This is a genomic window from Rossellomorea sp. DUT-2 (assembly GCF_052665285.1).
Window position 1 is genome coordinate 93,125 of sequence record NZ_JBQPEO010000006.1, and the last position, 13,434, is coordinate 106,558.

Genomic DNA, 13,434 nt, shown 5'->3' on the forward strand with positions numbered 1-13,434 from the left:
AATGCGTAAACTTGAAACAGTGGAAGAGTTTCACCAGTTGAAAGAAAGTGGCAAGCATGTATTTATGTTTTCAGCTGACTGGTGTCCGGATTGCAGAATCATCGAGCCGATCCTTCCGGAAATCGAGAGCCAATATCCAGAGTACACATTCCTATACGTAGATCGAGATCAATTCATTGATCTGTGCATTGAATTGGATATCTTCGGAATTCCAAGCTTTCTGGCATACGGAGACGGCCGTGAGCTTGGACGATTTGTGAATAAGGACCGTAAAACAAAAGAACAAATCGAGAACTTCATGAACACATTATCTTCATAATAGGATGAAAAGGGATCACCTTATTTTGGGGTCCTTTTTCTTTTTGCCTGAAATGAAACAGGTTCCTTTTGTATTCTAGGCATTTTGATGTAAAATGTTATAAGTGAATGAAACAGCAATGGATCGATACTTTCTATTATAATAGTACCACCAAAGGAGGATCAGATTTGGACATTAAAAAGCTAAAAGGTATACTACAGGAACGATTAGAGAAACCAAATCGTACGTTTACATATAATCGAGATAAGGATTCACTTAGAATTGAGAACACCGATACGAAAAAAGGGATTACCGTCGCCCTGCCACCGATTGTATCCAAGTGGAAAGAAAATAATAAGTCCATTATCAATGAAGTGGTTTATTACGTGGAAGAAGCTTTAAACGTAATGGGGACCGGAGCAGACCTTGGGAATAAAGAGAAAAAAGTGTTTCCAGTAATCCGTTCCACTTCTTTTGCCACAGAATCCAATGAAGGGGTTGCCCTCGTTACAGATGATCATACAGCTGAAACACGGATCTATTATGCTGTTGATCTTGGGAAAACCTATAGACTATTAGATGAAAATATGCTAAAGGCTGAAGGATGGTCCCACGAGCAAATGAAGGAGACCGCCTTGTTCAATGTCAGAAGCTTACCAACTGAAATGAAGAAGGATGAAGTGGCAGGAAACATCTTCTATTTTCTAAATAATAATGATGGATATGATGCAAGTCGTATTTTGAATGATGCTTTCTTAAAGCAGGTAAGCAAGGATATTCAAGGTGAAATGACTGTATCTGTACCTCATCAGGATGTTTTGGTCATCGGGGATATCCGCAATGAAACGGGCTATGATGTTCTTGCCCAAATGACGATGAGCTTCTTTACGACAGGAAATGTTCCGATTACGGCACTATCCTTTGTGTATGAAGAAGGGGAACTCGAGCCGATCTTCATTCTGGCAAAAAACCGCAAAAAGGAAAGGGAGAAGAAATGATGAACGTATTTTATAACTTAGAAGGTATTGGTGATACCCTGATCGTTACAATGGAACCAGGGTTTGAAGGAGAAGTTCTACACGAAAGAAAAGAAGATGCTGCACGTTTGTTTGATGAGAAAACAGGGAAAACACTTGGATATAACCTTTTCCATGCATCAAAGTATATGGATTTAAGTGAAGTGGGACCTGTCGAAATGAATGAAGAGAAGCTCCAAATGATCAATGAAGCCATCAAGAAGAACGGTTTCGATGAAGTGTTGGAAGCAGACTTTTCACCAAAATTCGTGGTAGGATTTGTGTCTGAAAAAGAAAAGCATCCAAATGCAGATAAATTGAACATTTGTACCGTGGATGTTGGGGATGAAACCCTGCAAATCGTGTGTGGTGCTCCTAACGTTGACAAAGGACAAAAAGTCGTTGTTGCGAAAGTTGGCGCTGTCATGCCAAGCGGAATGGTCATCAAGGATGCAGAACTTCGCGGAGTGGCATCATCAGGCATGATTTGTTCTGCCAAAGAACTTGCACTTCCAGATGCTCCACAAGAAAAAGGAATCCTCGTTCTTGAAGACACTTACCAAGTGGGTCAACCATTCACAGCTTAAAAATATATACCTGAGTCCGGAGTGTGGGCTCAGGTATTTTTGTTTTTATTAATGTTAGAGGTCATACGATTGAAAACTTATTGAAACTTATTCATAGTAGTTTTTGATTAAGATTTTCTCATTGATTACTGGAAAATGAAGGGATCTTTATAAGTTGATTGGAGCGGAAGGTGCTCGACTCCTGCGGGAATAGAAAGTTGAGACCCCACAGGGCAAAGCCCGAGGAGGCTCAACTCACGCCCCGCGGAAAGCGAGCACCTGGAGCGGAAATCAACCACTACTCGCTTAGGCAACAAAGTACCGAAAGTTACCTTCCAAAACGTATTACATTCTCTTTACACCTATTTTTATTTCGACACAATCCTTTAACAATTCTCTTATTCTATCGAAATGACTCGAATTTTTCTCTTTAACTGATAAAATATAAATAAGTATGAAAGAAAGAGTGATGTTTGTGAGCTGGATTAAAAAAATATTTGGTAAATTATCAGATAATGATGATCAATTTGAAGAGTACTATGATGAAACTAATGATGAAGTTCAGCATGTTGAACGTAAAAAGACTGAACGTAAAAATATAGTAGGGCCCAATCATTCACGTGATGTAGAAGCAAGGATGACGTATCAATATCCTAAAGGAACCTTTCGCTTTCCCCTTATATCGGATGGAGAAAACATAGATCGTCCACGAACGAATAGAAATCGAAGAAGTCAGGAAAAGGAAGAGCCCGCTAAGGAACAAAAGAATAAGAGTCAGGAACACACTTCTAGAAATAGAAAGTGGAAAGAAGAAAAACCAGCGGCTAAAGTCCAACCGAAGAAATCTCCTAAAGTGGAAAAGGGGAACAGCAGGCCGTTCACCCCGACGGAAATTCCTTCACCTATTTATGGTTTTAGAGGACGACCGGTAAAAAAAGAAGACCAGGTAGAGTTCGAGCTTAAGAAATTTTTACATAAAGAAGAAGAGAGCAGAGAAGCTGTGACTGATCATGAGGATCTATCTGTAGTAGAGAATTCAATTCCTGAGGAAAGTCAATCAGCATCCGTTGGCGAAGTTGAAACAACTGAATCGAACAATATCAAAGTTGAACCAGCTGAATCGGAAAAGCCTATTAACGATGAACCTGTTGGGATGATGATGAATTTCCCGGAAGAAAAACGTGAAGAATCTCTGATTGAAGATACGCTAATGGTTGAGGCTGAAGACATCAATGAAACCACTCCAGTTGAAGATCCAGATCAAAAAGTGGAGCTCACCGAGGAAGTTTCCCAGAAGCCAAATGAACGTGTTTCACTTATATCTGAAACGGAGCAACCAGCACCAGAGTATTCAGCAGATAAAGAGAAAGAGCTTATTAATCACTCTGTTCAAGAAGAGCCACCACAACCCGTCCATTCTGAGCGGGAAAATGAAGAACAAGTCCAGGAACCCGTTCATCCGGTTCAAGAGGCACCGGTTCAACAGACACCAGTTCAAGTGACACCGGTTCAAGAACCCGTTGTACAAAGTGAATCCACGAGTGAGGAGAAACGAGTAGAAGAAAAGTCAGAATCTGCCCGTTCCCAACATGCCCCGAGGGAGGAAGAGCCTCAGAGACGTAAGAGGTCTCACCTTCCTTTTAACGTATTGATGCTGAAACAGGATAAGCGACAGTTAGATACGCGAAAACGATCAGCTCTTAATGATTCGACCCCCACCCGCAAGGAAAGTGAGGTCGAAACATTAACCCAGACTGAGGCAGAACCCGAGAAGAGGGCACAACCTGTACGGGAAGTGAAGCAAGAAAAAGTGGAAGAAGTGACATCCATTCATCATCCTGAACAGAAAGCGTCCCAACAAAGTTCTGTTCAAGGAGAAGAGGCGGTAAAGAGTTACAGCGAATTAAGCTCATCTTCCAAAAGGACAAGGGACTATGTATTTCCTGAAATGGATTATCTAATGCCTCCTGTATCAAAGGAAATGAGCGAAGAGTGGCTCGATTCACAAAGAATATTATTGGACGAAACCCTTCATAACTTTAACGTAAGGGCCAAAGTAGTGAATGTCACGCAAGGTCCATCCGTTACGAGGTTCGAGGTTCAGCCGGAACCTGGAGTGAAGGTGAATAAGATTACCAATCTATCAGATGATATTAAGCTGAGCCTGGCTGCAAGGGATATTCGAATGGAAGCCCCTATTCCCGGTAAGCATACGATTGGTATTGAAGTGCCTAACCGGGAGAGCCGTCCTGTATGCATCAGTGAAGTGATTGCAAGTCCTGAGTTTCAAGAGCCAACTTCCCCTCTGACCGCAGCTCTTGGTCTCGATATTTCCGGACAGCCGATCGTGACTGATTTAAGCAAAATGCCACATGGACTCATCGCCGGTGCTACCGGATCGGGAAAAAGTGTTTGTATCAACTCGATACTGGTGAGTCTCTTGTACAAAGCATCACCGGATGAATTGAAGATGCTTCTCATTGATCCGAAGATGGTAGAGCTTGCTCCCTATAACCGGATTCCACATCTCGTCAGTCCGGTCATAACAGATGTGAAAGCAGCTACTGCAGCTCTTAAATGGGCTGTGGAGGAAATGGAAAGAAGATACGAATTATTCGCTCATACAGGTGTAAGGGATATTAAACGCTTTAATGAACTGGCCAAACGGAATAAACAATACAGCGATATGCTGCCGTATTTAGTCATAGTCATTGATGAGTTAGCTGACTTGATGATGATGTCGCCTGCAGATGTTGAAGAAGCGATATGCCGGATCGCACAGAAGGCCCGTGCATGTGGGATTCATTTAATCATTGCGACTCAGCGTCCTTCAGTCGATGTCATTACAGGCTTGATAAAAGCCAATGTACCGACACGAGTGGCGTTTTCCGTATCATCAAGCGTCGATTCAAGAACGATCATTGATGGAAGCGGTGCAGAGAGGCTTCTTGGTAAGGGAGATATGCTCTTCCTGGAAAATGGTTCATCTAAACCGGTCCGCTTGCAGGGAACCTTTGTGTCAGATGATGAAATCGATGACATCATCAACCATGTAAGAGAGCAAAGAGAGCCGGATTATCTCTTCCAACAGGATGAATTGATTAAGAAAGCACAGGTTACTGAGGAAGAAGATGAATTATTTTTAGAAGCCTGTGAGTTTGTCGTCGACCAGGGAGGGGCCTCTGCATCTGCCTTGCAGCGGAGATTCAGAATCGGTTATAACCGCGCGGCAAGATTGATGGAAATGATGGAGAGTAATGGAATTATTTCAGAGTCCAGAGGCAGTAAACCAAGGGATGTCCTGATTTCGGAAAGTGAATTGGAGACTCTGGCATAGACTAGTAGAATCATTTAATACATGGTATTCTGTTTATATGTGTCCTTTTAGGATTCAGTAAACAGAATACCTATTTTTGTGTAGGAAGAGCCATAAGGAGCTTTAGTGATGAAAGAAATAGAATTGAAACTTCAAGGAAAACTCAACAGATTGACCAATCATACATTTAAGTTTGACGAAAGAATTAAGGATGGCTGGTTTTCAGCGGTTTATTTTTTGAAAACGAAGGAAATTGCCAAAAAGTATAAACCGGATGCTTTTGTCACCATGCAATTCTTCCAAAAAAACCATGCCGTTATCTGCGGAACGGATGAAGTGATTGCACTTCTGCATAGTTTCGCTGATAATCCGGAAAATCTTGAAATCCATTCCTTAAAAGATGGAGATCAAATTTCACCCTTTGAAACGGTTCTGACCATCAAGGGTCGTTACCAGGATTTTGGTTATTTAGAAGGAATCATAGACGGCATCCTGGCAAGAAGAACGTCAGTGGCGACGAGTGTCTATAATGTGATGAAAGCTGCCTCTATTTCAGGCAAACAAAAACCTGTCATCTTCATGGGTGATCGAGATGATCACTTTACACAGCAGGCCGGGGATGGATATGCAGCCTTTATCGGGGGATCCACAGCTCAGGCTACCCATGCCATGAACGAATGGTGGGGAAAGAAAGGGATGGGAACCATGCCCCACGCCCTGATCCAATTATTCAATGGCGATATCGTGGAAGCCACGAAAGCTTATCAGGAAACATTTCCTGAAGACGAGCTCATTGCACTGGTAGACTACAATAATGATGCCATTACAGACTCATTAAAGGTAGCACGGGAGTTTGGCCCTGAATTAAAAGGGGTAAGGGTAGATACATCACGAATGATGATCGATAAATACTTCCTGCGTAATCAACATGTGCTTGGAACATTTGATCCCCGGGGAGTTAACATGCAACTGATTAATGCATTAAGACATGCCTTGGATGAAGAGGGGTTCCGCCACGTCAAGATCGTGGTGTCAGGTGGATTTAACGAAGATCGTATTCGCCAGTTTGAGGAAAATCAGGTTCCAGTCGATATGTATGGAGTGGGAAGCAGCCTTCTTAAGATCCATGTCGGGTTTACAGGAGATAACGTCGTAATTGACGGTTCCCCTGAAGCCAAGGCAGGAAGAAAGCTCCGTCCAAACCCCCGCCTGGAAAAAGTAGAATTCGAATAGGTGAGAGGATGCAAGAACCAGAAAGCCTTTTAAATCTAGAACAATATAGACAAAAAAAGCAGGGAATGGCCGAGGAACATATAAAAGACCTCTATAGAAAAGCTTCCGTGTACGCTTTAAAGGAAACGAATATCAGAGAAAAGGTACGGGCCAAGATGATTTTCTCTAAACGTTTCCTATTACAGGATGAGACGCAAGTGGATGGAGAAGTCGATAAGCTGTTTCAGGAATGGTTTTTGTTTGATTATAAGACCATTAAAGGCCAAACTCTGTTCTTTCAATTTCTTCAGTCGCATTCACTGCATGAATCGGTCAAACTGCTTGGTGCAATCGTGCTGACTGCAGCTTGGGAACCCGTCATCATTAGAAAAATCGATACCCAGAATGAACACATGATCCTTACTTGTCAAAATGTGATTCAGGATGATGAAGTTTCTGTTAAAACAAACCTTGGTTGTCAAGAAAAGGGAATTGTTGAGGGTGGGGTCTATTTTATGAGAAAAGTCCCATTAGTAACCCATCAGTGGATCTTAGGTCCTGTTTTTCCCGTTGAATCAAAGGAGATTTTAATAGATGTGAAAAATCATTATGGTCAAATGAATCAAAAAACTGGGGTATTATGGAGAACGTATTTAAAAGAAGAAGCGCCAAACTTCATTATCTCCAGTCTTTCGTAGCTTGTGCATGGTCAGGGATTTTAAAAAATGATATAATGTTTCAAGTTGAAGAAAGTTCTCTTTATTTAATACTCAATATCAAAAGCTAAAGACAGATAGCAAAATAATAACCATTTCATATAATGCTTTTAGATAGACGATTGTTGGAGGTTCTATTATGACTATATATCATTTCGTAGGAATTAAGGGGTCGGGCATGAGTGCATTAGCCCAAATACTCCACGATATGGGCTACGAGGTCCAAGGATCTGACGTAGATAAATATTTCTTTACTCAGAAAGCTCTGGATGAATCAAATATAAAAATTCTCCCTTTCCAAAAAGAAAACATCGGAGGGGATATGCATGTGATCGCAGGAAATGCATTTCCGGATACACATGAAGAAATTCAGGCAGCTGTAGAGCAAGGTCTACCCCTCACTAGATATCATAAATTTCTTGGAGACTTCATGCAGAAATTTACAAGTGTAGCGGTAACCGGCGCACACGGAAAAACGTCTACAACCGGATTGTTGGCACATGTCATCAGTGGCGCAAAGCCAACATCCTTCCTGATCGGCGATGGAACAGGGAAAGGGGAAGTGGATGCTCAATACTTTGTCTTTGAAGCGTGCGAATATCGCCGTCACTTCTTGTCTTATTTTCCTGACTATGCCATCATGACAAATATTGACTTCGATCATCCCGACTATTTTGCCAATGTGGATGACGTTTTCTCTGCCTTCCAGGAGATGGCGATGCAAGTGAAAAAGGGAATCATCGCTTGTGGAGATGACGAACAGTTACAGAAAATCCAAGCTCAAGTGCCAGTCGTATTTTATGGCTTCGCTGAGGAGAATGATTTCCAGGCGAGAAACGTAACAAGGGACAGAACCGGCACTTCATTCGATGTGTTTGTCCGTAATGAATTTTATGCGGCATTCAAAATCCCGACATTCGGTGACCATAACATCATGAATGCTTTATCCGTCATTGCCATCTGTCATTACGAAGAACTTGATACAGCCATCGTCCAGGAGAGATTAAGCTCATTCAAAGGGGTTAAACGCCGTTTTTCTGAAAAAGAAGTGGGCAACCAAATCCTGATCGATGACTATGCTCATCATCCGACTGAAATTAAAGCAACCGTAGATTCGGCAAGACAGAAATACCCTGAAAAAGAAATTATCGCTGTCTTCCAGCCTCACACATTTACACGTACGCAAACCTTCCTTTCTGAGTTTGCAGAAACCCTAAGTCTTGCAGACAAAGTGTACTTATGTGAAATCTTCGGTTCCGCACGTGAAAATCATGGGAAACTTTCGATCAACGATCTTGGAAGCAAGATTGAAGGATGCGAGATTATAGATGAACAAGATACGACTGCTTTACTCAAACATGAAGACGCAGTGCTGATTTTCATGGGAGCAGGAGATGTACAAAAGTTTCAACAAGCGTATGAAAAAACGCTAAAGGAACAGTTAGCAGAAAATTAATGTGAAAAACCGGTTCTGATGGGAGCCGGTTTTTTTAAGCTTTGAGATAGGGTTGACAGGAGATTATTTGTAGAAATTCACCTGTTAAAAAAGAGGGATATTCAGCAGGAGAATATGATGCGAAAATTAACAGGTGAAATTTGGAAGTTATTCAGCAGGAGAATATCTGACCATATTCATGAGATGATTCAACACTATCTTTCTTGCACCCTCAAAAAAAAAGTCACCATCATGATTCATGACAGTGACTCTTCATTGTTATTTCAAATTCTCCGGATTCAGCACTTCAAGCTCTTCAATGACAAACCGTCCATCTTTTCGAATCAACACATCATCAAAATAGATTTCTCCGCCGCCATACTCAGGACGCTGGATCATCACCATATCCCAGTGAATGTTCGAGTGGTTTCCATTGTATGCTTCTTCGTAGCATTCGCCTGGCGTAAAGTGGAAGCTGCCATCAATCTTTTCGTCAAACAAGATGTCCTGCATCGGATGCTGGATGTAAGGATTCACACCGATTGCGAATTCACCCACGTATCTTGCCCCTTCATCCGTATCAAAGATTTTGTTGATTCGGTCTGTATCATTGGCAGAGGCTTCTACAATCTTACCTTCTTTGAATGTCAATTTCACATTTTCAAAGGTAAATCCATTATAAGGTGAAGGTGTATTGTAGGAAATGATTCCATTTACTGAATCCTTTACAGGTGCACTGTATACTTCTCCATCGGGAATGTTCAGGCGTCCCGCACATTTCACTGCAGGAATGTCCTTGATGGAGAATGTAAGGTCCGTCCCTTCCCCGACAAGGCGGACTTTATCCGTTTGGTTCATGAGCTCGACCAGGTTGTCCATGGCTTTGTCCATTTTGCTGTAGTCCAGGTTGCAGACATCGAAGTAGAAGTCTTCGAACCCTTCTGTACTCATGTTGGCAAGCTGTGCCATGGATGAAGTCGGATAACGTAGTACGACCCATTTTTTCTTAGGAACACGGATTTCTCTATGTACTTTTTTCCCGATCGTATTACCGTGGATCTTCATCTTTTCGTCAGGTACATCCGATTGCTCGCTGATATTATCACCTGCGCGCAAACCGATATACGCATCCACCTGCTCCATGACATTTGCCTCGAAACTTGCGATCATATTGTATTGTTCTTCTTGTGCCCCCATCAATAATGCGCGGTCGACTGCGTGATCTTTAATGGATACGAAAGGATATCCCCCGGCTGCATATGCTTCTTTTACGAGTGCCGTCACCAGTTCCCGCTGCAAACCGAAGTTTTCGATCAATACTTTCTCTCCAGGTTGTAACTGAACTGAATATTGAATTAAATTTTTTGCCAGTTTTTCTATGCGTGGGTCTTTCAAGTCATCTTCCCCCTTTTATATAGTCCATTTTATTGTACCCTAAAACATTTATTAATGGATGAAAGAAACAAAATGAGAAATGCTAAAACAATAAATATTTTTATTTTTTAATGCAGGAGAATTCATGAGAAAAGAAGAAATACTAGTATAATGTTTATTTGTTTATGATAAGGGTAAAGAATCTCTATACATGGAGGTGTGGCATATGGAAATCATTCTTTATCTAAGCGTAGCTGTGATAGCAGTTGCATTTTTTATTTTAGTTATGAGTGTCATGAAGACCTTGAAGTCTTTAGGTTCTACCCTGGACAGTGTTTCTACGACATTGACGGGTCTAGAGAGTCAGCTTCAGGGAGTAACCAAAGAGTCTACTGAATTACTACATAAAACAAATTTATTAGCTGAGGATATCCAGAAGAAATCTGAGGATCTGAACACTGTTGTTTATGCAGTAAGAGATGTAGGGCATTCCATCCAGAACCTCAATAACTCGGTTAAGAAAGTAAGTACTTCCATTTCAACTGAACTTGAACGCAATCAGGGGAAGATTTCACAGGTGGTTCAGTGGGGAAATGCCTTTATCGAGTTAAAGGACAAATGGAAACAAAAACAGGAAAAACAGCCAAGTCAACCTGATGCAGCTGTTCAAAACCAAGCATCTAAAGAAGTTCGATCTCGAGAAAAATTGATTAAAAGAGCAAGATCTTATAACAATTAGAGAGGGGAATTTTAAACATGACACAACAGTACAATCAAAATCAGAACCAAAACCAGAACCAAACAAACGACAGCAACAACATCAATTCAAAGGACTTCATGATCGGAACACTGATCGGAGGAATCGTAGGAGCGGCATCAGCTCTTCTTCTGGCTCCTAAATCCGGTAAAGACCTTCGCCATGATATCAATGAGCAGGCTGGCGTACTGAAAGAAAAGACAGGTCAGTGGAAAGACACGGCTGTAGAAAAGAGCAATGAGCTTGCTGCAGTAGCAAAAGAAAAATCATCTGCACTTTCAAAATCAGTACAGGAGCAATCCAACAATGTCGTTGGAAAGCTGAAAACATACCGCTCAAATAATAACGAGCTACAAGAAACAAATGATGAACTTCAAGCTGTTGCTGTGGGTGATACAACACCTGTGGAAGAAACAGAAGATGTGAATCAAAAGCTCGAAGAAACAAAAAAGGCATTTGACGAAACTGAAAAAACATATAAACAATAATAATTGATTCCAAGGGCGGTGAAGTGATATGATTACTTCACCGTTTTTTTGTTGGAATAAAAATGCTAAGAGGCACGTCTGTCTCCTGCTATCTAATAATGCACATTTTTGAGTAAAGGAGTATGAATGATATGCAAAAGATTGAAACCGTTCAAGAGTTTGAACAGCTATCCGAAACGAATTCCCGCTTCTTTTTTATGAAGCACAGCTTAACCTGCCCGGTGAGCTCAAATGCTTTCAACGAATACCAGGCCTTCTTGAACAAGCATGAAGAGGAAGAAGGCTACTATTTAGCCGTTCAAGAGTCAAGGGAGCTATCCAATCATATTGCTGAAAAATACGGCATCAAGCATGAATCACCCCAAGCCTTCTTGTTTATTGAAGGGAAACCGGGCTGGAATGCTTCACATTGGAATATTACTGAGAATGAATTGAATAAGTTGTAGGGAAAGGACTCTGTTTAATTGCAGGGTCTTTTTTTATGCTCTTTTCGTAAGGCTCTTTTCGTAAAGTTTGTTGCTATTGTAGAGGAGAAAGTAATAGTTGCTTTCCGCTACAGGATGCTCGCTTTCCGCGGGGCTGGCGGTGAGCCTCCTCGGCTGCGCCTCCGGGGTCTCACCTGTCCAGCTATTCCCGCAGGAGTCGAGCATCCTTCCGCTCCAATCAACTTTCTGAGCATGTATCCTTAACGGAAAACAATCAAAATAAGAATTTTAGCAAACAATCTCAATTAAGGTAAGTAGAGATTGATTTTCCTTTTAAAGAAGAAGGATTATTTTTTTCTAGTTTTTTCCCAACCTTGAAGCTCTGTCATGAAAATTCTGTTAAAGACGGTGAGGGGAACGTCCGCGGAAAGCGGAGCAGTTCCCCTCACCATCCAGCATAAACTGGTTGGCAGAGCCCTTGCAGATTCTATGCTAGATAACAACAATCTTTGCGAAAAGAGCCTTTCGTAAATATTATTGCTATGAACGAGTGGTAGTGTGAATCATGGACCGTTCCTTTTCGCTCCAGTCACTTGCTTTCCGCGGGGAGGAAGTCGAGCCTCCTCGGGCTTTGGCCCTGCGGGGTCTCGACCTTTCCTCTATCTCCCGCAGGAGTCAAGTGACTTCCGCTACAATCCACTCTGTGCTTCTACATTGTGAATGCTATAAGTATAGATACTTAATCTCTAAATTGCTCCTATTGTGACCTTGTTGAGCGTTGTTCCTAAAACAAACTATCAAGAAGATCATTGAACTATCTTTCAAAGAGAGCGAATTCCGTTTTCTCCAGATAGTTTTTGTTACTTTAAAGCTCTGTCACGAAATTTTCTTATAGATTGTGAGGGGAACTGCGTAGACTCCTGCGGAAGTACGGGCGTGCCGAGACCCCGGAAGCGAAGCTGAGGAGGCTCGGCCGAACGTCCGCGGAAAGCGAAGTAGTTCCCCTCACCATCCAGCACATACTAATTTGACAGAGCCCAAGCAGATCTTATGTTAATGAACAACAATCGTTGTGAAAAGAACCTTTTTTTATGGCGAGGGAGGTTATGTATTTTTCAATAAGAGTACAGAAAGAATGCGTGCATTTATATAAAAATTTGGTAATTCCCTCCCAAGTGTTTATTTTCTGGCATAGAGGGAATTTACTCTGTAAGAATAAAATTTATTTAAAGTAAATTAGGAGGATCGATTCATGACACAGACTGTACCTTATAATACTCAAACGAGCAATACGACTAATACGACTGCAATGAACGGCACTTCCGGTGAGAAGAACGGTAAGTTGTTAAAAGGCATGGTAGTGGGAGCTGTAGTAGGCGGCGCACTGGCTATGCTTGATAAAACAACGAGAAAAAGAGTTTCATCCAGAACAACCAATGTGAAGGACTCCACAATGGGGATGGTGGCAAAGGTAAGGGAGAACCCATCGGGAGTTGTGAACGACTGGCAGGATCGCCTTAAAACGGCTTCCACTGTATTAAAGGATGCGATCAACGACGCACAGAACCTTTATGAAAAGGTGAATGATGATGTAATCGATCAAGTGAATCAAGTAAAGGAAGATTCTTCAGAAATTATCGCTACAACAAAGGAAGCGGCAGAGGAATTGAAGGATATAGGCGGTAAAGTGAAAGAAGCGAGTGATGAAGTGACAGGCGACACGACTTCTTCAGTAAACAGCTCACAGACTTCAACAGCTACGAACGATAACAACAACAATATCCATCCAACGAATCGTACGAGCAGCGTACCTGGACAAGTTGGATCATAA

General features: G+C 41.7%; 12 protein-coding genes. 11 read left to right on the top strand and 1 reads right to left on the bottom strand.

What is annotated here, in order from left to right:
* The first annotated feature begins 1 nt into the window (after nucleotide 1).
* The 7 genes from ACOSV2_RS20045 to murC all read left to right on the top strand — a co-directional run bounded on the left by ACOSV2_RS20045 (nucleotide 2) and on the right by murC (nucleotide 8,580).
* Nucleotides 2-319 carry a thioredoxin family protein gene (locus ACOSV2_RS20045; RefSeq protein ID WP_428976609.1) on the top strand — a complete coding sequence of 106 codons (318 nt, stop codon included), beginning with the start codon at nucleotides 2-4 and terminating at the stop codon, nucleotides 317-319.
* Between the two features lie 167 nt (nucleotides 320-486).
* Nucleotides 487-1,296, top strand: a complete 810-nt coding sequence (locus ACOSV2_RS20050; protein WP_428976610.1) for a DUF1444 domain-containing protein — start codon at nucleotides 487-489, stop codon at nucleotides 1,294-1,296.
* Complete coding sequence (gene ytpR, locus ACOSV2_RS20055) at nucleotides 1,296-1,901, top strand: YtpR family tRNA-binding protein (RefSeq protein ID WP_428976681.1); 606 nt, start codon at nucleotides 1,296-1,298, stop codon at nucleotides 1,899-1,901. Before ACOSV2_RS20050 ends, ytpR begins: the two co-directional genes overlap by 1 nt.
* A gap of 454 nt (nucleotides 1,902-2,355) precedes the next feature.
* Nucleotides 2,356-5,217 carry a DNA translocase FtsK gene (locus ACOSV2_RS20060; protein WP_428976611.1) on the top strand — a complete coding sequence of 954 codons (2,862 nt, stop codon included), beginning with the start codon at nucleotides 2,356-2,358 and terminating at the stop codon, nucleotides 5,215-5,217.
* 108 nt (nucleotides 5,218-5,325) lie between these two features.
* Nucleotides 5,326-6,429: a nicotinate phosphoribosyltransferase gene (locus ACOSV2_RS20065; protein ID WP_397551819.1), complete on the top strand. Its 1,104-nt coding sequence runs from the start codon at nucleotides 5,326-5,328 to the stop codon at nucleotides 6,427-6,429.
* An 8-nt stretch (nucleotides 6,430-6,437) separates the two neighbouring features.
* Nucleotides 6,438-7,106 (top strand): hypothetical protein, encoded by a 669-nt coding sequence (locus ACOSV2_RS20070; protein WP_428976612.1) that lies wholly within the window; start codon nucleotides 6,438-6,440, stop codon nucleotides 7,104-7,106.
* 157 nt (nucleotides 7,107-7,263) lie between these two features.
* Nucleotides 7,264-8,580 carry a UDP-N-acetylmuramate--L-alanine ligase gene (gene murC, locus ACOSV2_RS20075; RefSeq protein WP_428976613.1) on the top strand — a complete coding sequence of 439 codons (1,317 nt, stop codon included), beginning with the start codon at nucleotides 7,264-7,266 and terminating at the stop codon, nucleotides 8,578-8,580.
* Between the two features lie 258 nt (nucleotides 8,581-8,838).
* Here murC and ACOSV2_RS20080 read toward each other — a convergent pair whose 3' ends face one another.
* Nucleotides 8,839-9,954 (bottom strand): aminopeptidase, encoded by a 1,116-nt coding sequence (locus ACOSV2_RS20080; RefSeq protein WP_428976614.1) that lies wholly within the window; start codon nucleotides 9,952-9,954, stop codon nucleotides 8,839-8,841.
* Between the two features lie 205 nt (nucleotides 9,955-10,159).
* On the opposite strand from ACOSV2_RS20080, the gene ACOSV2_RS20085 reads away from it, so the two are divergent.
* From ACOSV2_RS20085 to ACOSV2_RS20100, 4 genes are all read left to right on the top strand, one after another.
* Nucleotides 10,160-10,672 (top strand): DUF948 domain-containing protein, encoded by a 513-nt coding sequence (locus ACOSV2_RS20085; protein WP_148970968.1) that lies wholly within the window; start codon nucleotides 10,160-10,162, stop codon nucleotides 10,670-10,672.
* Nucleotides 10,673-10,689: 17 nt separating this feature from the next.
* Nucleotides 10,690-11,178 (top strand): YtxH domain-containing protein, encoded by a 489-nt coding sequence (locus ACOSV2_RS20090; RefSeq protein WP_428976615.1) that lies wholly within the window; start codon nucleotides 10,690-10,692, stop codon nucleotides 11,176-11,178.
* A gap of 131 nt (nucleotides 11,179-11,309) precedes the next feature.
* Nucleotides 11,310-11,624, top strand: a complete 315-nt coding sequence (gene ytxJ / locus ACOSV2_RS20095) for a bacillithiol system redox-active protein YtxJ (RefSeq protein ID WP_428976616.1) — start codon at nucleotides 11,310-11,312, stop codon at nucleotides 11,622-11,624.
* A 1,231-nt stretch (nucleotides 11,625-12,855) separates the two neighbouring features.
* Complete coding sequence (locus ACOSV2_RS20100; RefSeq protein ID WP_428976617.1) at nucleotides 12,856-13,434, top strand: YtxH domain-containing protein; 579 nt, start codon at nucleotides 12,856-12,858, stop codon at nucleotides 13,432-13,434.